Here is a 20,580-nt window from a genome sequence, read left to right as displayed (position 1 = left end):
CGCCCGAGTCCACGCGCAAATCAAGAACGGTCATTCGTTTTCCACTGTGATCCCCGGCACCATTTCAAATTATCGCAAACTCCTGATAGTTACGAATAATATGAACCAACTCACACCTTGGTGGTAAAGCCTTGGCGGCCGCCAGGTCGCGGCGGGCAGGATCGGGGACCGAAGGACAGGAGGTGTCCGTTCGCCAGAGCCTCAGTCCCGCTCGGCGAAGGCTCGCTCGCCCGGTCGTGGCGGACTCCTACCTGTCCTTCGGTCCCGGCAACGAGCGTGGAGAGGCGCGGCAGATGGTCGATGTCTTCATCCGCTGGACGTGGATGCGGGCGGTCCTGCACAACGGGTGGTGGCTGGTCACCAGCGTTTACCTGGTCGTCGACGCCGGGCTCTCTCCCGCTCAGCTGGTGCTGATCGGCTCAGTGCAGAGTGCGTTCGCGCTCGTCCTCGAAGTTCCGGCCGGCGTGTTCGCCGACACGATCAGCCGCAAGTGGTCGCTGGTGATTTCCCAGGTCCTGATGGGTACGGCGATGCTCGCGACGGGCTTGTCCGAGTCGTTCCCGGCGCTGCTCGCGACGCAGGTGCTGTGGGGCGTCTCGTGGACGTTCGCGAGTGGCTCGGACGTCGCACTCGTCACCGACGAGCTGGACCGGCCCGACGAGATCAACCTCGTCCTGACCCGCGCCGCCCGCGCCCAGTTGACCGGCGCCGCGACCGGACTGGTCCTGCTCGGTGCGCTCGCCTGGGCGACCCGGCGCGACCTGACGATCGTGATCGCCGGCGTCGCGATGACGTCGCTCGCCCTGTACGTCGCGGTCCGCTTCACCGAGCACAACTTCGTCCCGACCCGGAGCGCCCGGTGGTCGGCGTCCTGGGGCACATTCCGCCGTGGCGTCACACTGGTCCGGCGCAGCCGGGCGCTCCTCCTGATCTTCGCGGCCACGTTCCTCGTGAACGGCGCCTCCGACGCCGCCGGCCGCCTCACCCAGAAGCAGCTTCTCGAGCTGGGCCTGCCGACCCGGCCGGACCCGATCGTCTGGTTCACCGCTCTCGGCGTCCTCGGTCTGGTCGTCGGCGCCGTCGTCCTCCGACTCGTCACCCGAAGGATCAACGGCGAGCACGCCGCGACGGACTACGCCCTCGCCGCACTCGTCGGCGTGGTCGCGATGCTGCTGCTCGCGTTCGCCTGGGACCCGGTTCTCGGCGCGGTCGCGGTCGTCCTACTGAACGGCATCGTCACGCCGCTCACCCGCGTGATCAGCACGATCTGGGTCAACGCCCGCGCGACCGCGGACGTCCGCGCGACGACACATTCGTTCCTGGCCCAGCTCGAGTACCTGGGCGAGATCGTCTGCGGTGTCGCCGTCTCCGCGATCGCCCGGCTCACCACGCTCCCCCTCGCGCTCACCGCGTGCGCGGTCCTGTTCGCCGCCACCGCCGTACTGATGGGATCACCACGAGATCGCAGCCTCGCCCGAGGTGGCGGACACCCGCACTAGGACGTCGTCGGGAACGGCGTCGTACGGCGCGACGACGACGGGCAGGTCGAGGTGGTACAGCTCGGCGGCGACGAGTGCGCCGAGCGGGATGATCGGGTCCGCGCGGGACAGGAGGATCGCGGCGGGCGCCGTCCGGGTGCGGATCTGCTCGGCCAGCACGCTCGACGCGGAGCTGGAGCCGCGGCCGGATTCCATCAGCAGGATCCGGCCGGTGAGGACGGCGCCGCACTGCGGGTGATGTGCGTCGACGACGCGGCCCAGGTTGTCCGTGCCGCCCCAGAAGGACAGCGGTGCGGTGAGGCGGATCGGCAGGCCCGTCGCGCTGCCGGGGTGGAGGGTTCGGCCGTGCACGATCATGCGTCGAGCACCACCCGTCCGGCGCGCGCCGAGGCCACGCATTCGGCGAGTGAGCCGAGGATCGCGGAGACGTTGATGTTGCCGGGCGCGTAGTGCGCCCACTTGGCCGAGTTCGTCATCACGTTCTTCCAGCCGGGCGACAGGATCGCGGTGACGTACGTGCAGGTGTCCACGACGACGGTCACGCCCGCGGCCTCGAGCACCTGCAGTACGCCGTCCTCGGCCAGCCGGTCTCGGGTCGCGCGGGCGGTCGACAGGTACAACGGCAATGTCAACGGCGGGCCGACGACGAGACCGGCAAGGCGGACGCACTCGGCGTACGACGCGTGCGGCGTACCCACGCTCACCGCGTCCAGCTCCGCGATGTCCGCCGACAACTCCCGCCGGACCCGCCGCAGTGTCTCCAGGTCGACCACACGCACGGGCAGGCCGTCGACCGACGACGGCGCCTCGGGCGTGATCCCGACGGCGTGGAACAACGCGACTCCCCCGGCCGACGCGGCCGCCGCACCGAGCGCCTTCAGGTCGTCCTCACGCACATCCGCCGGAATCCCTACCAGCACAGGGATTCCGGCTCCGACCGTCGATCCGATGTGATGCCCCAGCAGCGGATAGGTCAACTCGGTGAACTCACCCAGCGGGCGGCAGTCGAACACCACGGTCCCTCGTCGCGCCTCGGGGGTCTGCAAGCCGGCGTACGGCGCGCGGCCGGTGATCGCCGCGCAGATGTCCAGGAAGTCGCCGTACCGGTCCGTGCGCGCGCCGAGCACCGAGTTCGCGAACACGATCGCGTTCGACTCCGCCCACGCGATGTGTTCCCCGAGCCCGGGCCGGCCGGGGAGCTGGTACGGCGCGCAGGTGAACGTCGGCGTGCACCCGAGCTCGACGTACGCCGCCATCAGCTCCCGCCCGGCCGACGCCAGCGCCTGGTCGCGGACCAGCTCCGGGTGGATGAGGTCCGTCGAGCCGACATTCAGCGTGGTCGGCACGCGCACGCGTGCGCCCAGCTCGACGAGGCGCTGCGCGAAGTCCAGGCTGACCTGGCCGTGGTACAGGCAGGAGTCGACGTGCGCCGAGGTGATCGCGACCAGCCGCGGCGCGTCCGAGATCCGCGCCTGCCCGACGAGCACCCGCATCGCGAGCGCGACACCCTCCCCGTCCCGGCCGCCGAGCATCGCTTCTTCCTCGGCGGTCAGGCGGAGAGTCGGCATACGTCGAACCTAGCGGACGCCCACCACTCACCAACCCGCCCGAAGCGGGCTGCGCCACGCTCGTCCAGGCGGGCGGCGCGCCGTTGGCGCGAGGTTGGTGAGTGGTGGGCGTCCGCCTCCTAGACGGTCCGTCGGCGGGATGCCACGAGCTTGCCGGCGTCGTAGCCGTCCGCGCGGAGCAGCTGGCCGGACGTCACCTCGAGGATGTCGATGCTCACCGGGCCGGTCAGGTCCTCGGAGCTGATCGGCCGGTCGTCGACGTACAGGTCGACCCGGTCGATGCCCTGGGCATCGATCGCGACGGTGAGCGTGGTCCCGCTGAACGAGGTGGTCAGGTCCAGCCGGCGCACCGGCTGCGCGGCGAGCAGCTCACCGGCCCGGTTCAGCAGGTCGACGTTGCCCTCGAGCAGGTCGGCCCGGGTCATCCGGTGGGTCTCCTGCGGCTTGACGCCGAGGTCCTCGACCGGCGTTCCGGCGAGCTTGCCGACCCGCAGGGTGCGCCGGATCGCGACCCGCAGGTTCGCGCCGTTCGGCAGCGCGACGTACGGCGACGTCTCGTCGGGCGGCGGCGGTTCGTTCAGCAGCGTAGCGAGCAGGCCGTGCGTCCAGACGTTCGCGCCGCCGGCGCCGGTGTTGTCGTCGACGCCGAGGATGGTGCCGATCTCGTGGTCGGCGAACCCGGCCGCGAAGATGTCGGTGGCCGAGTAGACCCGGGCGTCGGTGATCAGCACGACCGGCCCGAGGTAGGTCTGCCCGATGTCGTTCGCGCCGCTCTCGGGCGTGATCGGGCTCGCCGCCGAGAACTGCGCGCCGGTCTCGATCGCCAGGTCCAGCGACTCGAACCACGGACCGAGGTCGATCCCGGCCGGGTTGTCCTTGTGCCGGCGGCAGATCCGCAGGTTGAGCGGCGAGCTGACGAACTGCACCGGCTCCGGCGCGATCCGCCGCGGCGTCATCGTCTGCAGGGTGAACTCGCTGGCGAAGATGTGCCCGCCGCCGTTGTCCCGGACGTCCACGATCAAGCCGTTCTGCGGGAGCGCCGCGGCCAGCCGGACGAACTCGTCGCGGAACGCCACCGGATCCTGCACGCTGAACGTGAAGATCCGCAGCTGCCCGAAGGTGCCGGACGGCGTGACCACCTCGCGGGCCCGGAAGACACCTGGCATCGTCGTCGGCAGATCCGCGCCGGCGACCGCCGCCGGGGCGGCCAGCTCGGCCGAGCTCCGGCCGCGTTCGAGCTCGACCACCTCGCGGACGTACAGCGCCTTCTTCGCGCGGGACTTCTCGTCGGAGTCGAGGTCGAGACCCATCGACGCCGACACCTCGCTGATCGCGTCCAGGTCGGTCATCGGCGGCAGGTTGGTGGCGACCTTCCACTCCTCGCGCAGCTCCTGGTCCGAGCCGTCGAGGCCGATGTAGGTCAGCCGCACCCAGTCCTCGTCCGGCGGCGCCTGGATGACGAGCGGCCGCAGGGTCAGCGACTCCAGTCCACGGGCGAGGTTGGCGGCGTCGTTGCTCCCGGCGAAGACAGCGCCGTTGAGCGCGACGGCGCGCGCGATCGGCGTACCGTTCCAGTGCGTCACCTCGGCGCCGGGGCCGAACTGCGGCGCCTGGTAACCGGTGACGGTCCGGGTGATCAGGTAGTGCTCGGCACCCGCCGCGTCGTAGCACTTCTCGATCATGAACGGCAGGAACGCGACCTTCCCGGCAAACGGGACCGGCAGCAGGTAGTTGGTGTGCAGGTCGCGGACCGAGTGGAAGACGCTCGACATCTCGCGATGGAACAGCCACTCCTCCCCCATCGTCGCCGGCGTCTGCCGCGCCATCCGGGCGCGCAGCACGCGCAGCCGCTGCAACGGGTTCACGGCGTGCATGGCGACCTTCAGCGGCAGGTGGACGTAGTTCTCGCTCAGCAGCAGAAGCGCCTGATCCACCAGCAGCCTGCGCTGCTCGAGCGTCAGACTGCCCGCGGAACCGAGGAAGGTGGCGAGCGGCACGGCGGCGGCCGCGGCCGAGGCCGAGGCCGGCTTCGCCGCAGCGCCCTTGCCGGCCGAGGTTTTCGCCTCCGCGGCCGCGCCCTTCGCCGATGTGCTCTTCGCCGCTGTGCTCTTTGCCGATGTGGTCTTCGCCGATGTGGTCTTGGTGGCGGCGCGGCGGCGTGCGGGCGTCCGCTTGGCGGCTGTCTTCTTCGGTGTGGCTTTGATCGTGCGCGGTTGAGACATGGTCCCCCCAAGTGCGGCGGCACCTCCCCAGGGCCGCGATCCCTCCACCGTGGTCCGCGCACCAGGCGATGTCAACGCCACGCCGTCCGCCAGGACAGTCCGCGACTTGTCAATCATTATCGAAGACATGCGGATCAGCCGTTTGTTCTTGACGGCCGCCCTCCTGATCGGCGTGCTCGTCCCGACGCCGGCGCACGCGGCGGCGACGTTCCCACGCATCGACGCGAGCGGATTCCAGCTCGTCTCCGGCGACACGTTCGCGACGTACGGCGCCCGCGTCGCGCAACTGGAGACCAAGCCGCAGCTCGCACCGGTCGGCGTCACCGAGGTGCTCGCCGCGTCCAACCGCACCGGCCGACCGTTGTGCCACTCGACGTACCTGAACGCGTCGCTCAACCCGCAGGGCTTCTGCTGGCAGGACGGCGAGGACGACGACGAGAACGTGTGGATCCCGCAGGGCGTGAGCGGATCGGGCGACGCGCAACCGGCCGGCGGCGCGCGCCGGGTCGTGGTCGCGACCTGGCACAACAGCGACGACACGGCGATCCGGGTGTCGTTCCTGGATCTGGCGACGCTGAAGTACCGGCATGTGCTGCTGGTCGAGCCGACGGCGGACGGGAACTTCCAGGCGATCGCCGGGCACGGGCACGGGCTGTTCTGGTCCGGGAACATGCTCGTCGTGGCGACCGGCGGATCGGTGCTGCGGGTCTTCGACCTGCGGCATATCTGGCGGACGGACACCAGCACCGGCGAGGTCGGGTTAGGGGCCGACGGCAAGTACCACGCGCTGTGGCACGCGTTCGCCCTGCCGCAGGTCGGCGCCTACTGGTACGCCGGGGGCGGTTGCGCGAACTCGATCGGGACGAAGCCGTGCTTCGCGTCGCTCGGCATCGATCACGCCGGGAGCGGCTCGTTCGTGGCGGTGGAGCACACCGAGCGCGGCGGCGGGCGGATCGTGCGCTGGCCGCTCGACGAGGCTGCCGGGCTGCCGCGGACCGGATCGGACGGCGTCGTCCATGCGGTCGAGGCCTTCAACTCGCCGGTGTGGGGCATGCAGGGCGCGACGTCGTACGACAACAACTTCGTGATCACCGGCGTTTGCCCGGAGTACGCCGGGAACATCGGGGACGGGATCGACTACCCGAGCTGCCTGCATCGCGGCGTCGGCGGGGAGTCGACAACGGTCTGGACCAAGGCGCCGAAGAACACCGAGAACCTCTCGTACTGGCCGGCCACCGGCGAGCTGTGGCTGATCAGCGAGCAACTCCGCGAACGCGTGACGGTGCACGTCCCCTTCCCCTAGGGCCTAGCAGTCGACCACCTGGCTGTAAGGATGGGCGGGTGAAGGAGTTCTGGGACAACATCACGTCGGTTCAGCCGGAGCCGTCACTGCGGCTGGTCATCGGTACGGGCGTCGTCGCGCTGCTGCTGATCGCGTGGCGCCCGATCTGGAAGTACACCCGGCAGGTCGTCACGATCGCGCACGAGGGTGCGCACGGTCTGATCGCCGCGCTGGTCGGCCGCAAGCTCTCCGGGATCCGCCTGCACTCGGACACGTCCGGTGTCACGGTGTCGCGCGGCAAACCGACCGGCGGCGGCATGATCGCCGTACTGCTGGCCGGCTATCCGGGTCCCGCGCTGTTCGGCCTCGCCGCGGCGTTCGTCCTCAGCCGCGGGTACGCCGTCGCGCTGCTGTGGGGACTGCTGGCGGCGCTGGTGATCCTGCTGCTCCAGATCCGCAACCTGTTCGGGCTGTGGTCGGTGCTGGTGTTCGGCGCCGTGGTGTTCAGCGTGTCCTGGTGGGGCTCGCCGTCCGTTCAGTCCGCGTTCGCGCATCTGCTCACGTGGTTCCTGCTGCTGGCCGCGCCGCGCGCCGTACTGGAGCTGCAGCACTCCCGGCGACGCGGTCAGGGGCGCAGCTCCGACGCGGATCAGCTCCGGCGGCTGACCGGCGTGCCGGCCTTGATGTGGGTCGGGGTGTTCGGGCTGGTCACGCTCGCGTGTCTGGCGCTCGGCGTGATGTGGTCCGGCGTTCTGCCGAGCTAGGGCGGCGGGAGCGTGACGCCGAAGCCAGTCACTGCCAACCGGAGGAGCACTTGTCCCGGCCTGAGCAGATCGGCGACCTTTGCCGCACTCAGTACCTCCAGCTCGCCCAGCCGCTTCTCGTAGCCTCCGTTGGCACGCGCCTGCTGCAGCTCGACGGTGTTGTGCCACACCTTCTGCCGGGACTCGCGCAGGAAACGCTGTGACGCGAGCCGGTTGAGCGGTGTGAGGACGCGGTCGAGCAGACTCCGCGGACCGGTCGCTGCGAGCTCGCCGTCCTCGGCCGCGACGCGTTCCGCGAGTACAGCGTCGATCCGCTCGTGATCCCGCCGGCGTCGCGCCATCAGCCGCGGATCCAGGAAATCGTCGTCGCTGATCACCGCGAGCAACGCCTGCGGCAGGTCGTAGTTCACGTGTGCGTTGATGCCGAGCAGCACATGCCCCAGCGCAGGCAGGTCAGGCGGCGCGTCGAACGCCAGACGCCAGGGTCGCGGCACGCCGGCGGCCCCGGTGGCCAGGTCGGCGTCGTGCGCCTGCAGGTACAGCTCGGCGAACCGCACGTCCCAGATCTCGACCCACTCGGGATCCTCGAACCGTGCCTGGTCGATCGCCCGGCCCACCGCCTGGGTCGTCCGCAGGTACGTTCCGAGGAAGTGCCGCCGAGCGGCCAGGTCCGCCGGCAACGCGTCGAGCCGCTGCCGCATCCGCGCCACGACGTCGGCGATCGGACTAGCATCGGTCATCGGATGTCCTCAGGGGGGAACATGCGCACCAGTCCACTGTCCTTCGACCCGGTGGTCGTCGGCAACCGCGAGACGGACGCCTGGGCCGCGTACTACCGGCACGAGTGGGGCCGGTTCCTGGTGGCCGCGGTCGGTATGGTCGCCGCCGGGTTCGGCATGGCACCGCACCGGACACTCGCCGCAGCCTGGTATGTACTGCGCGCCAACCAGGTGTGGTCGCCGTACCCGGACAACCAGCCGGACGCGGCCCGCGCGTACATGCGCCGCTTCTACGAACTCGTTGCCCTGTCCGGCACGCTGTCGCTGGAGCCGGTCGAGGCCGCGCGCCTGGAGGTCGAGTGGTGGCGCGTGCATCGCGCACACCAGCACGACGAGAACGTCACCCGGGAGCAGATCGTGGACGCCCTCGCCGAGCTGTACGCCTACGTGTTCTGCGTCGAGCGCGACACCGTGCGGCATGCAGCGCGGAAGCGGGTCGAGGCGATGGGCCTGTCGGACCAGTGGGTCCGGGCCGGGCGTCATCGCGACGACCCGCTGCTCGCGAGCGAGCGGCGTGCGCTGGTTGCCTCGTACTCCGCGCTCCGTGCCGCCGTCGAGCGCTAGGCGCGTCCGCCGCTGATCGGGCGGTCGCGCTGTGCGACGCCGGGCCCGCCGTACGGGTAGTCCGCCGCGCCCGGGTCGCTGGCCTCGTCGAGTGTCGCGCTCTCCTCTGCGGTCAGGTGCAAGTCCGCGGCGGCGAGGTTGTCGTCGAGCTGGTCCAGCGTGCGGGCGCCGAGGATCACCGACGTGACCGCGGGCCGGTCGACCAGCCAGGCGAGGGCGACCTGCGCCATCGAGATCCCGCGCTTGCCGGCGATCTCACGGACCGCGTCGACCACGTCCCGGACCCGCTGGTTGCGGCTGCGCCGGTACCAGGACTCGACGCCGCGGTCCGGGTTCTCGCCGAGCCGGGTCGCACCGGCCGGCTCCTCGTCGAACGAGTACTTCCCGGTCAGCCAGCCACCGCCGAGCGGCGACCACGGCAGCAGGCCCAGCCCGTTCTCCTGCGCGGCCGGCACGATCTCCCACTCGATCTCGCGGACCAGCAGGTTGTACTGCGGCTGCAGCGTGACGAGCCGCGACCAGCCGCGGTGCGCGATCAGGTCGCACGCCTTCTGCAGCTGCCATCCGGTGAAGTTCGACAGACCGCCGTACGAGATCTTGCCCGCGCGGACGGCGTCCTCGAGGAAGCTGAGCGTCTCGTCGAGCGGGGTGATCGGGTCCCAGGCGTGCAGCTGGTACAGATCGACGTGGTCGACACCGAGTCTGCGCAGTGACGCCTCCAGCGCCTGGCGGAGGTGCCGTCGGGACGTGCCGACGTCGTTCGGCCCCTCGCCCGTCGGGAACCTGCCCTTGGTCGCGAGCATGACGTCACCGCTCTTCTTCGCCAGCCAGCGGCCGATGATCTCCTCGGAGACCCCGGCGTTGTACACGTCGGCGGTGTCGACGAAGTTGCCGCCCGCCTCGACGTACCGGTCCAGCTGGGCGTGTGCCCCGGCCTCGTCGGTCTCGTTGCCGAACGTCATGGTGCCGAGCGCGTATGTCGAGACGACGGCGCCACTGGTGCCGAGAGTGCGATATTCCACGGCTGCTCCCTCTCATCGGAACTGTCTGAAGCGAAGACTACGGTGGCGGGTATGAAGACAAGTGAACTACTCCTCGACGCACACAGCCGGGTGCAGGAGGTGCTGCACGACGTCGTGGGCGGGCTCGACGACAAGACGCTCGCGACGCGGCCGGGCGACTCGGCGAACTCGATCGCCTGGCTGGTCTGGCATCTCACCCGAGTGCAGGACGACCACCTGGCGGACGCAGGTGGGTATGAGCAGGTCTACACCGCCGACGGGTGGTTCGAGCGGCTCGGACTGCCGTTCGACGCGGCGGACACCGGGTATGGGCACAGCTCCGAGCAGGTCGGGCTGGTGAAGCTGTCGGCGGACCAGTTGCTCGGGTACTACGACGCCGTGCACGCGCGGACCGCGGACTTCCTGCGCACCGTGACCGACGAGGGTCTGGACCGGATCGTCGACCGCCGGTGGAACCCGCCGGTCACGCTCGGCGTGCGACTGGTCAGCGTCATCGACGACTGCGCGCAGCACTCCGGTCAGGCGGCGTATGTGAAGGGTCTGCTCAGCTGAGCGTGGTCTGCCACAGCGACGTGCCGGCGATCAGGTAGAGCTTGTGGTCCGGCATCAGCACGGCGTCGGTCACCTGGCCCTCCGGGCCCTGCGTGTCCTGGACGGTCCACTCCCCGCCCTGACCGGTGAGGACCTTTACTTTGTTGTCCTGAGCAACGACCTGGACAATTTTGTCGCCGTCGACGATCGGCGGCGGCAACTTGTCCTTGTCCCCCACCGGCACCGACGGCACGCCCTGCAGCCGCTTCGCGGTCCCGGACGCGTCCAGCTGCCAGATTGCGAGCTTGCCGTCGACGTACCCGGAGATGACGCAGTCCTTCGCGCAGGTCGCGGTGTTGGCCTGGCTGCGGCTGCCGGGCTCGGGCAGCGCGATCCGGGTCCAGCCCTGGTTGGCCTTCGTGGACCGCCACACAGCGGCCTCCTGCGCGACGGTGTTGGGCGCGAGCCGGACCTGCGAGCCGACGAGCACGATGCTGTCGCCGAGCGTCGTGCCGAAACCGGGGCCGACCAGCAGTGACGACGTGCTCTGCAGCGCGGTCTTTGTCGGGTCCTGCCGCGCCCACTTGCCGTCGGGTTGCGGCAGCCAGACCATCGCGTCGTTGCCGGTCTCGACTCCGCCCCAGGTGCCGAGCAGGGCGCCCCCGCTCGGGGTGAGGACGGCGCTGAACAGGTCGCCGGCGGTCTGGCCGCCGAACGTCCAGAAGTTCTGCGGATGCTCGACCAGCCCGGTCTGCGGTGTGCCGGTCCAGACCGTCCAGCGGGTGTTGGAGTGCGCACCGCCGGATGCTCCGCCGAGGGCGAGGAGTTGCTTGCCGTCGTACGCGATCGAGTACCAGATCGCTTCGAACGCATACGGACTGGCCGCGTTCGGCCGCACCGCGATCGGCGTCCACCGGCCGTTCCGAAGGATCTGCGCTTCGGGCACGACCTTTGCTCCGCGATGCCGCAGACCCACCAGCAGCTCGCTGCCATGTGCGGCCAGGACGACGGGCTCCGCCTGGCCCACCGCCACCTTGGACAATGCCAACGGCGGCGGCGCCGCGGACTTCTCGTCCTTGCAGGCAGCTGCCGCTGCCATCAGCACTCCGGCCAGGATCGCGACCGCAGCGAGGCGTCGCATGTCAGCGGCTCTGCGGGAGCTTGGTGGTCTGCTTCCGGCCGGTCCGCGGTGCGGACGGGGGTGGCACGACCGGGCCGATGTCGCCGTCCGGCGCGGTGTCCAGGTCGACGATCACCGGGGCGTGGTCGCTCGGCCCGGTGCCCTTGCGTGCCTTGCGGTCGATCCACGCGGCCTTGACCCGCTCCGCGACCGGCACGGTGGCCAGCATCAGGTCGATCCGCATGCCGAGGTCCTGGTGGAACATGCCGGCACGGTAGTCCCAGTAGCTGAAGATGCGGTTGTCCGGCCACCGGTCACGGACCACGTCGTGCAGGTCCTTCGCGGCCATCAGCTCCGCGAGCGCCTGCCGCTCGGGCGGCGTCACGTGCGTCTCACCGACGTACGCCGCCGGGTCGAACACGTCAGCGTCGGTCGGGGCGATGTTCATGTCGCCGCAGACGATCTGGTCGGCCGGACCGCCGGCAACGACCTCGGCCAGCGCCGCGAGCCACGCGAGTTTGTACTGGTAGTGGTCGGAGTCCACCACGCGGCCGTTCGGAACGTAGAGCGAGTGGATACGCACACCGCCACAGGTTGCGGCGATTGCGCGGGCCTCGGGGTGCGGGAAGCCGGGCGCGCCGGCCACACCGGTCACCACGTCCTCCAGGCCGACCCGGGACAGCAGCGCGACGCCGTTCCACTGCGGTTCGCCCGACAGGCCGAACTCGTAGCCGCGACCGGTCAGCTCGTCACCGAGCAGCTTCGTGAACGCGTCGTCGGCGAGCTTGGTCTCCTGCAGGCACACGACATCGGGCTGCCGCTCGTCGAGCCAGTCCAGCAGCCGCGGCATCCGCTGCTTGACCGAGTTCACATTCCACGTGGCGACTCGCATCCGACCAAGGTAGCGCCCGCCGGGGACAACGTCAGCCGAGCTTGGGCGCCCTCCAGACGAGAGTGTTCAGCAGGTCGGTCCCGGGACGTTCGACGCTGTTGTTGTGGCGCGGTTTGTCCTTGCGTCCCCACGCGTCGTCGCCCAGCCACGGCGGTACGCCGAACGGCAGGTCCCCCGGCGGGATCGGCGAGTAGTCCGACTCGGTGAACTTCGGCCCGTAGTTGGGGACGCCGTTGTCGCCGTCCGGGTCCGGGGTCACGATCACCCGCAGGTCCGTGACGGCCGCCCGCCAACTGTCGACGAGAGCCTTGGCGTTGCGGCTCGACGGGTGCGGCACCTCGAACACCGGCACGTCCGGCTTGTCGTCCCAGAGCTGCACGGCCGCGCGGGCCTGGGTGCCGAACGCGACGATCGCCTGCAGTTGCGGGCCGATGATCAGGTCCAGCAACGTGTTCCGCCAGCCGAGCTGATCGGCCCTGGACAGCAGGGGCGCCGCCTGCTGGGCACGGGACGGCCGGAGCGCGTACGCGTACGCGTTGACCAGCGCGTAGCTGCGGGTCAGGCCGAGCTTGTGCAGGAAGCCCTGCACGCGTTGCCCGGCGTCGCCGACCAGCGTGCGGCCGGCGATCCGTTCGGTCGGCCCGGGATCGGACGCGATCGCGAGCAGCCGGGCCGTGCGGTTCAGCCGGCCGCGGTAGAAGACGGGCCCCCAGTCGTACCAGAACAATTCCCGGAAGTCCGCGTAGCTCGGCAGTTTCGCCAGGTGCCGCGCCACCGTGGCCGGCGGGCCCGGATCGAATTCCCCCATCGAACAACCTCCCCCTCGGCGATACGCTCATGATCAGGGGCGGCACGGGGAATTCTACGGGAGGGTGGGCGATGTTCGTACTGCGTGGAACCGTGGTGACGATGCGACCGGACGGAGCGGTTCTTTCCGGCGGCGCGGTGTACGTCGGCGACGACGGCCTGATCGCGGCGGTGACGCCGTCGGACCCGGAGCCCGACGGTTTCGGGAATGCGCCGCGGATCACCGCGGGCGGATTGATCTGCCCGGGGTTGATCGATCTGCACAATCACTTGATGTACAACAGCCTGCCGTTGTGGACGGAGCCCTCGCGCACCGTTCCGTGGACCTCGCACAACCAGTGGGGCCGCGCGCCGACGTACAGCGCTCAGATCAGCCAGCCGGCCAGGTTGCTCGGCGCCACCGCGGGCCGGGCGCTGCTGCGGTACGTCGAGACGCGGGCCATCGTCGGCGGTACGACGTCGATCCAGGGCAACCCGCGCGGCGCCGTACCGCCGGACAACGACCTGATCCGCAACATCGACTCCGAGAAACTGGGCACCCACGACGACTTCATCCGGGTCAGCACACTGGTTGCCGACAGCGCCGAAGCCCTGGCGCCGTACGCCGCCGCGGTGGCGGCCGGCCGCGGATTCATCGCGCATTCGGCGGAGGGATCGGATCCGAAACTGCGCTCGGAGTTCCGGCTGCTGGCCGATGTCGGCGTGGTGAAACCGCAACTGGTCGCGATTCACGGGGCCGCGCTGAATGCCGACGACTTCGCCGCGATGAAGGCCGGGAATTCGAGTCTGGTCTGGTCGCCGTTCTCGAACCTGTGGTTGTACGGGGCAACGGCGGACGTGAAAACTGCGCACGCCGCCGGGGTGCGGTTGTGCCTGGGGTCGGACTGGGGTCCGTCTGGGACGCGAAATGTCCTGTGGGAGCTGAAGGTCGCCGACCTGTGGAACAAGAAACACTCGGTCTTCACCGACGAGGAACTGGTCCGGATGGTCACGTCGAATCCCGGCGACGCATTGTCCGGCGTGTGGCCGCGCCCGATCGGCCGGGTCGAACGCGGCGCGCTCGCCGACCTGGTCGTCGTACGCCGTGCCGCCGGCGGCACGTACCGCAGCCTCATCGAGGCGACCGAGCCGGACATCAGGCTGGTCGTCGTGGGCGGCCGCGCCCGCTACGGCCTCCGGTCACTGATGACTCCGCTCGCTCCGGCGGCGACGCCGATCCGGGTCGGACGGCTGTCCCGCATGATCGACTACGGCGACCCGGCCGTGACGTGGAAGACCGTGGTCGCCGATCTGGAGAAGATCCGCAGCGATCCAGCCGGAGCCTCCGCGCGCGCCGCAATCACGTTCGCCGCGCTCGCCGCTGACGGAGCTGACGGGACCGGCTTTGCCGACTCGTTCGTCCTGTTGCCGGACATGCCGGCTCCCGAGGTCGGCGACGAGTTCAACCGCGCCGGTCCCCCGGAGGCGGTCAGCATTCCGCCGCTGGAGCCGTTGACCACCGGTCCGGACTGGTTCGACACGGTCGACGCCAACCCGTTCCACGGGGGCCTGCTCAGCGGTCTGCGCGCCTATACATGAGACAAGAGGTCGGATCACTCGCCGGTTCGGGGTAGCGTCCCGCCAGGAATTCCGTGCGCGCGGGAGGGTGGGGCGAGGATGCTGCAGGGGCTGGGTATCGGTCAGCAGGAGGAAGCCGTCTACGTGGAGCTGCTGCGTCGGCGCCGGGCCACGGCCGCCGACCTCGGCTCCGCCGCGCAACTGCCGTGCGAACGCGTGGCCGCCGCGCTGACCCGGCTGGCCGAGCTCGGACTCGTCACCGGCGACGAGTCCGGCCTGTACAACGCCGTACCGCCGGACGTCGGGCTCGGAACGCTCGTCGTCCAGCATCAAAGCACGCTGCAGCTGGTGCAACGACGGCTGTCCGAACTCGTCGATGTGTACCGCACCGGCGCGGCGTCGACGATGAGCGAGGTCGAGGCGCTCACCACGCCGGAGGAGCTGGCGACATGGGTGGACAACATCGAGCGCGGCGCGAAACACGAGCTGCTCGCGTTCTTCCGCCCGCCGTACGTGCTGGACGGCGATCTCGAGGTCACGACGGACGTCCCGTCGTACCGGTACGTGTACGAGCGGGCCGCGCTCGACGACCCGCGGACGCCGGCGGAGATCGGACGATTCCTGGACGGCGGCTACCAGATCCGGATCGTCAACGAGCTGCCGAGCAAGATGATCATCATGGACCGGACGATCGTGCTGCTGCCGATGCTGCCGGACCAGGCAGGGATCGAGCCGGGGTTCCTGCTGGTGCGCGGGCAGTCCCTGGTCCGGCTGCTGGTGGACCTGTTCGAGCGGGTCTGGCAGCTGGCCACACCGCTGCGGCTGAGCGCCGCCAATCTCGTCGAAGGCGGTCCGGCGTGGGACGACTTCGACATCAAGCTGCTCACGTACCTGCTGTCCGGGATGCCGGACAAGTCGGCGGCCGGCAAGCTCGGCACCAGCGAGCGGACGGTGCAGCGCCGGATCAAGCGGCTGATGGAGCTGTCCGGCACCGACAGCCGCATGCAGCTGGCCTGGTACGCCGCCCGCTCCGGACTGATCGCGCCGTGACCGCGGGGGTGCCCCCACTCGTTTTACGAGCAAGGGCACCCCGTGAGGTCAGCGGAGCCGGTAGGCCCGGGTCACGGTCTGCTCAACGGCGGTGCCGTCGACGTCCGTGGCCTGGACCCGCAGCGTGACGAACCCGTTGGTGTTGCGCAGCGCGGGGCTGTTCAGGACGCCCTTGGCGCTCGCGGCGCCGGTCGCGGTCACCGGGACCCGGGTCCAGGTCGCGCCGTCGTCGTACGAGGCCGACAGCGTGACGTCCCGCAGCTTCGGAGCAGCCAGCCCCTTCGGGTACCGGAAGCCGAGGCCGAGGGTGGCCGCCCGCCCTGCCTGCACCGTGTTGTCGAGCGCGACGTCCAGGTCGTAGTCGATCGACATGACCGGCAGTAGGCTCCGGTCGCTGTGCTCCGACCGGAACGTCCAGGCGGTGCTGGCCTTGGTCGATGTCGTCCACCACGGCTGGTTCTTGGTGACGTCGAGGACGAGCTTGTATGTCGCCGGCTGCGGCACCATCGGGAATGCCACCGTGCTCGACGGCGCCGAGCCGAGCAGCTGGCCGTCGCGGTAGACCGTGGTCACCGACTTGTCCAGGTTGCTCGGGAGCGTGAACCACTGTCCGGTCCCCGTGTCCAGGAGCGGCGCGATGTCCGTGCCGCCGAGGTCACCGATGCGGACGGCGCCGTCCGGGTGGTTGGGCGTGATCGCGGAGCGGACCACGGCCTTGTTCCAGGCCCGGCTGGTCGTCCGGCCGGCCTGGAGAACGGTCGGCATGGTCTGGTACGACCCGCCCATCGGCTCCCAGACACCAGCCGCCGACACGAACTCCCAGGTCCGTACGCCGCCAGTGACGTACTCGGTCGTCCTGCGCGGCATCGCCGACCGCTTCAGCATCATCACGACGAACGTCTGCTTGTCCGAGATCAGGTACCGCGCATAGCCGCCCAGCGCCGGCGTCGACGCGTGGAAGCTGCTGTCGACCGTCGCCAGTTCGCTCGGATCAGCCCGGTACTGCTGGTTCGCAGCGATGCCCACCTGGGTCTTCAGGACCTCGTAGCTGTACAGCGGCTCTGTCGTACCGCGGAACAGCAGCATGGCGTCGCGGCTGGCAGCCAGCTTGACGCCCTGCTCGTTGGACAGCGAGAGCGCGGGAATCGCGGTCGGGTCCTTCCGGTAGATCGCGGTACCCCAGTCACCCGGTGCGTCGTTGTAGACGATCACTACGGCCGCACCTGCGGCGGCCGCGTTCGCGACGACCTGGCTGATGCTGACTGCGTCACTCCGCTTCACCAGCGCCACGGCTCCACGGACCGCCGAGCCGGTCAGGTCCTCCGGCCGGCCGGTGCCCGCGTCGACAACGCGGAGCAGTTTGGTGCCGTTGATCCGGGCAGAGCCGGCCCAGCCGTCGATGTATTCCGGCGTGATCGCGAAGGAGTTGCGGCCGACGACCTGGGTGCTCAACTCAGGGGCGTTGGCCGAGAACTGCAGCCTGTGCTCGATGAGCTCCTTCTTGCCGGTGGACGGGATCGCCCACAACTTCGTGTAGCCGGGGGCGTCCGACTGCAGCTCGTACCGCAGCTTGGTGTTGTCGCTCATCAAGGACACGCTCATGCGGACCTGGCTGGTCTGGCTGGGGAGCGGCGTCTGCAGACGTACCTGCTGCGCCTTGGTGCCGTCGAACGTGAGCGTACGGTCTGCGTCGAGCACTATGCCGGACTCCGCGCCGTACACGGCCTGGCGGACCTGCCCGTAGTCGGGCGTGAACCGGTAGGTGGACGACTCGAAGGCGTACTCGCCCCGCGGCAGGCTGAGCGTCATGGTGCCCGCGGTGCCCAGGAAGTAGTACATGTCGGCCGGCTTGGGGTTCTTGAGGTCGAACACGTAGACCATGCCGTATGCCGCAGGGGCTGGCGTCGTGTCCCGGTCCTTCACCGAGATCGTGACGTCGAACCGCTCCACGTCCTGCACGAACCCGACGGCGGTCGTGACAACAGCCTTGCCGTCGGCTGACGTGGCGACGACGTGTTCGCCGTACGAGCCGGTGGCCATGGTGCCGCCGGTCAGTGTGACCGGTACGTCGGCGGTGCCGTGGGCGGGGACCATCACCGAGTCCGCGCCGAGCTGGAAGGTTCCGGCCGGGACCGCGGTACCGGCTGCTTTCTGCGCCAGCGACAGGGTGATCGGCTTGTCGCCGTTGTTGGTGTAGGTCAGTTGCTTAGCGACCGGTGCGGTCGAGCCGAACGGGCGCATCCCGAAGTCGACGACACCTGACGCGGACACCTCCTGACGGAAGGCGCGGCTCACGTCGACGCGGCCGGCGCCCTGCAGGTAGACCGACGTCTCGGCGGTGGTCTTCGCCGTACTGACCAGCTGGTTCTTCAGCTGGGCGGGGGTCCAGTCCGGGTGCTCCTCGGCGAGGATCGCGGCCGCGCCCGCGACGTGCGGCGTCGCCATCGACGTACCGCTGGCCGTGGTGTAGTTGGCGTCCACCGGTGTGCCCATGGTGGTACCGGCCGCGCGGGCAGCGACGATCGCCGAGCCGGGGGCGGTGATCTCGGGCTTCAGGGCGCCTTCGGCCAGCGGGCCGCGGCTGGAGAAGTACGTGACCGCGTCGTTCTGGTCGACAGCGCCGACCGTCAGGGCCGAGGCCGCGTTGCCGGGTGAGCCGACGGTCGAGTCGGCCGGGCCCGAGTTACCCGCGGCGATCGTGAACAGGACGCCGGTCTGCGCGGTGAGCGTGTCGACGGCAGCGACCAGCGGGTCCTCATCCCTCGGGCCTGCTGATCCACCCAGGCTCATCGAGACGACCTTGGCACCGGAGTGCGCGGCCCAGTCCATCCCGGCCAGGATGTCCGACTGGGCGCCGGAGCCCGCGTCGGACAGCACCTTGCCGATCACCAGCTCCGCGCCCGGCGCGACACCGCGGTACTTGCCGCCCGACGCGGCACCGCTGCCGGCGACCGTGGAGGCGACGTGGGTGCCGTGACCGTGCCCGTCCTGGACCGACTCGCCCGGTACGAAGCTCTGACTGGCGACCACCTTGCCGGTCAGGTCCGGGTGGTTCAGGTCGACGCCGGTGTCCAGGATCGCGACCTTGACGCCGGTGCCGTCGTACCCGGCCTGCCAGGCGTCCGGGGCGCCGATCTGCGGCACGCTCTTGTCCAGCAGGGCGTGCATCTTGCTGTCCAGCCAGATGTGGTCGAGGCCCCCGGACAGCCGCGGCCCGGCGTCGTCGACCGAGTCCCAGAACGTGGCCGTCTTCGCCTTGTCCGCGGTGACGGCGGCGCCGCGGATGCTGGGCAGGCTGCGCTTGATCTTCGTGCCGGACGGGGTCTTGGTCTTGCCGGAGTACTTGACGATCAGCGGGATGGCGCCGCTGTGCGCGTCGTCGTACCCCTGGGCGATCAGGCCGGTGACGTTGAACAGCTTCTGGTCGAGCTTCCCGGACGCGATCAGCGGCTCCGCCTCGGGCGGGATGACGTACACGTCGTCGCCGACCGCGTAGCTGCGGAAGCTGGCCGCGGATCCGGCGTGCGGGGTGACCGCGACCGACGGCTTGCCGGCCGTCTTCGTCACGGTGACGACATCACCTGTGACCAAGGTGACCTTGGCCGCGGGCTGCTGGGACGCGCTGCCTGCCTGTGGGGTGACCGCAGCCTTGAGCGTCGCCGCGGCCGGGAGTGTCGCCGCGGCCGTGGGTGTCGCCGCGGCCGGGGGTGCCGGCGGCTCGGCGGAGGCGATCGCGCTGCCGGGCACCACGAGGGTGGCGGTGAGCGCGACGCCGAGCAGCATCGATCTTCTGGTTGCCATGGGGGGTGGCCCTCCTTCTTCCGGATTCCGTTCCGGTGCCGCACAGCCTCGCCAAGGCGGCCGGAGTGCCGCTACGGATCCGCTTGGCGATCACCCGACATGTCAGGTCGCCGCCGAGCTGCCGCTACTCAGCGTAGTTATCCACATACTTGAGGTCATCGGTCCGCGGGAGGGTGAAACGCGGCACTCTCTTGGGCAAGGAGATCGGCGGCGAAGGGGACGGGATGGGAGATCTGGACTGTGAACCGGCGGACGTGACCGCGCTGGTGGCGTACCTGCGCGACATCGGGCAGCACGACCTACTGACCTTGGAGGAGGTGAACGAGCATTCGTACTGGATCGAGGCCGGTGTGCTGGCGGCGGACCGGCTGAGCGGCGACCCGGGCCCGCACGACCCGGGCGACCTGCGCCAGGTCGTCGCGCTCGGGCAGCACTCGTGGCGCCGGATGATCGAGGGCAACCTGCGTCTGGTCGTCTCGCTCGCCCGGCGATACGGCGGGAAGGGCATCTCGCTGCTCGACCTGATCCAGGAGGGCAACATCGGGTTGATGCGCGCGGTCGAGCGGTTCGACCACCGCCGCGGGCACCGCTTCTCGACGTACGCGATCTGGTGGATCCGCCAGTCGATCGGCCGCGCGATCTCGGACCGTTCGCGCCTGGTCCGGATGCCGGCCCAGGCGTACGCCGACGCGTCCCGGGTGGCGTCCGCGCGCCAGGAGCTGACCCAGGAGCTGGGCCGCGACCCAGGTGCGCCGGAGCTCGCGCGAGCGACCGGCCTGAGCATCGCCCGGATCGAGCGGGCGCAGGCGTGGCGGACGCAACCGGAGACCCTCGACCTCGACGACACGGACCCGGTGATCGACGACGACCCGATCGTGCTGCGCGCCGCGCTCCGCCGCGACCTCGCCCACCACCTGCAGTTTCTCGACGACCTGCACCAGACCGTGCTCCACCGGCGGTATGGGCTGCACGGTCACATCCCGTCCACACCCGAGGAGATCGCGTCGCAGCTGGGCCTGAACACGGCGAAGGTCCGCGCGCTCGAGCGTGAAGCGCTCCGGCAACTCCGGCGCCGGGCGCTGCCTCAGCTCCGTGACTACGTCGCCTGACCGGCTCCTTGGC

Annotated in this window: 17 protein-coding genes; 8 read left to right on the top strand and 9 right to left on the bottom strand. The window is 70.1% G+C overall.

Annotated elements, in window-relative coordinates:
- Positions 1 to 182 precede the first annotated feature (182 nt).
- Entirely contained in the window at positions 183 to 1,499 is a 1,317-nt protein-coding gene (locus AB0I12_RS21665; RefSeq protein WP_359932486.1) for an MFS transporter, read from the top strand.
- Here AB0I12_RS21665 and AB0I12_RS21660 read toward each other — a convergent pair.
- The 3 genes from AB0I12_RS21660 to AB0I12_RS21650 form a co-directional block, all read right to left on the bottom strand.
- Entirely contained in the window at positions 1,452 to 1,856 is a 405-nt protein-coding gene (locus tag AB0I12_RS21660) for a DUF126 domain-containing protein (RefSeq protein ID WP_359932483.1), read from the bottom strand. The genes AB0I12_RS21665 and AB0I12_RS21660 overlap by 48 nt on opposite strands.
- The gene (locus tag AB0I12_RS21655; RefSeq protein ID WP_359932480.1) at positions 1,853 to 3,067 is read right to left on the bottom strand and encodes an aconitase X catalytic domain-containing protein; all 1,215 of its coding nucleotides are present in this window, start codon (positions 3,065 to 3,067) and stop codon (positions 1,853 to 1,855) included. Before AB0I12_RS21655 ends, AB0I12_RS21660 begins: the two co-directional genes overlap by 4 nt.
- 119 nt (positions 3,068 to 3,186) lie before the next feature.
- Positions 3,187 to 5,289: a S41 family peptidase gene (locus AB0I12_RS21650; protein ID WP_359932477.1), complete on the bottom strand. Its 2,103-nt coding sequence runs from the start codon at positions 5,287 to 5,289 to the stop codon at positions 3,187 to 3,189.
- A gap of 127 nt (positions 5,290 to 5,416) precedes the next feature.
- On the opposite strand from AB0I12_RS21650, the gene AB0I12_RS21645 reads away from it, so the two are divergent.
- Positions 5,417 to 6,592: a hypothetical protein gene (locus AB0I12_RS21645; protein ID WP_359932474.1), complete on the top strand. Its 1,176-nt coding sequence runs from the start codon at positions 5,417 to 5,419 to the stop codon at positions 6,590 to 6,592.
- A 38-nt stretch (positions 6,593 to 6,630) separates the two neighbouring features.
- On the top strand, positions 6,631 to 7,335 hold the full coding sequence (locus AB0I12_RS21640; protein WP_359932471.1) for a M50 family metallopeptidase: 705 nt from the start codon (positions 6,631 to 6,633) through the stop codon (positions 7,333 to 7,335).
- Here the strand turns inward: AB0I12_RS21640 and AB0I12_RS21635 are convergent.
- Positions 7,332 to 8,075 (bottom strand): DUF5995 family protein, encoded by a 744-nt coding sequence (locus tag AB0I12_RS21635; protein ID WP_359932468.1) that lies wholly within the window; start codon positions 8,073 to 8,075, stop codon positions 7,332 to 7,334. The two genes, AB0I12_RS21640 and AB0I12_RS21635, sit on opposite strands and share 4 nt — an antisense overlap.
- Before the next feature lie 21 nt (positions 8,076 to 8,096).
- Here AB0I12_RS21635 and AB0I12_RS21630 point away from each other — a divergent pair, with 21 nt between their 5' ends.
- Positions 8,097 to 8,678, top strand: a complete 582-nt coding sequence (locus AB0I12_RS21630; protein ID WP_359932465.1) for a hypothetical protein — start codon at positions 8,097 to 8,099, stop codon at positions 8,676 to 8,678.
- Here AB0I12_RS21630 and AB0I12_RS21625 read toward each other — a convergent pair.
- A complete protein-coding gene (locus AB0I12_RS21625) occupies positions 8,675 to 9,700 on the bottom strand; it encodes an aldo/keto reductase (RefSeq protein ID WP_359932462.1) in 1,026 nt (341 codons plus the stop codon). The genes AB0I12_RS21630 and AB0I12_RS21625 overlap by 4 nt on opposite strands.
- 51 nt (positions 9,701 to 9,751) lie before the next feature.
- Here AB0I12_RS21625 and AB0I12_RS21620 point away from each other — a divergent pair, with 51 nt between their 5' ends.
- Complete coding sequence (locus AB0I12_RS21620; RefSeq protein WP_359932459.1) at positions 9,752 to 10,252, top strand: DUF664 domain-containing protein; 501 nt, start codon at positions 9,752 to 9,754, stop codon at positions 10,250 to 10,252.
- Here AB0I12_RS21620 and AB0I12_RS21615 read toward each other — a convergent pair.
- Genes AB0I12_RS21615 through AB0I12_RS21605 form a run of 3 tightly spaced genes read right to left on the bottom strand, consistent with a single transcriptional unit; the run spans position 10,245 to position 13,051 of the window.
- Positions 10,245 to 11,372 (bottom strand): hypothetical protein, encoded by a 1,128-nt coding sequence (locus AB0I12_RS21615; RefSeq protein ID WP_359932456.1) that lies wholly within the window; start codon positions 11,370 to 11,372, stop codon positions 10,245 to 10,247. The genes AB0I12_RS21620 and AB0I12_RS21615 overlap by 8 nt on opposite strands.
- Position 11,373: 1 nt before the next feature.
- Positions 11,374 to 12,243, bottom strand: a complete 870-nt coding sequence (locus AB0I12_RS21610) for an exodeoxyribonuclease III (protein ID WP_359932453.1) — start codon at positions 12,241 to 12,243, stop codon at positions 11,374 to 11,376.
- Positions 12,244 to 12,274: 31 nt separating this feature from the next.
- The gene (locus AB0I12_RS21605) at positions 12,275 to 13,051 is read right to left on the bottom strand and encodes a uracil-DNA glycosylase family protein (protein WP_359932450.1); all 777 of its coding nucleotides are present in this window, start codon (positions 13,049 to 13,051) and stop codon (positions 12,275 to 12,277) included.
- A gap of 71 nt (positions 13,052 to 13,122) precedes the next feature.
- On the opposite strand from AB0I12_RS21605, the gene AB0I12_RS21600 reads away from it, so the two are divergent.
- Together AB0I12_RS21600 and AB0I12_RS21595 are read left to right on the top strand one after the other, a co-directional pair.
- Positions 13,123 to 14,628: an amidohydrolase family protein gene (locus AB0I12_RS21600; protein WP_359932447.1), complete on the top strand. Its 1,506-nt coding sequence runs from the start codon at positions 13,123 to 13,125 to the stop codon at positions 14,626 to 14,628.
- A gap of 78 nt (positions 14,629 to 14,706) precedes the next feature.
- Positions 14,707 to 15,657, top strand: coding sequence for a helix-turn-helix domain-containing protein (locus AB0I12_RS21595; RefSeq protein WP_359932444.1), 951 nt, complete (start codon positions 14,707 to 14,709; stop codon positions 15,655 to 15,657).
- A gap of 48 nt (positions 15,658 to 15,705) precedes the next feature.
- Here the strand turns inward: AB0I12_RS21595 and AB0I12_RS21590 are convergent, their stop codons facing one another.
- Positions 15,706 to 19,458, bottom strand: coding sequence for a S8 family serine peptidase (locus AB0I12_RS21590; protein ID WP_359932441.1), 3,753 nt, complete (start codon positions 19,456 to 19,458; stop codon positions 15,706 to 15,708).
- A gap of 224 nt (positions 19,459 to 19,682) precedes the next feature.
- Here AB0I12_RS21590 and AB0I12_RS21585 point away from each other — a divergent pair, with 224 nt between their 5' ends.
- On the top strand, positions 19,683 to 20,567 hold the full coding sequence (locus AB0I12_RS21585; protein ID WP_359932438.1) for a sigma-70 family RNA polymerase sigma factor: 885 nt from the start codon (positions 19,683 to 19,685) through the stop codon (positions 20,565 to 20,567).
- The last annotated feature ends 13 nt before the right edge of the window (positions 20,568 to 20,580 follow it).

This window comes from Kribbella sp. NPDC050459 (assembly GCF_040655315.1).
In the GTDB taxonomy this organism is placed as follows: domain Bacteria; phylum Actinomycetota; class Actinomycetes; order Propionibacteriales; family Kribbellaceae; genus Kribbella.
This window is presented reverse-complemented; position numbering and strand designations above follow the sequence as displayed.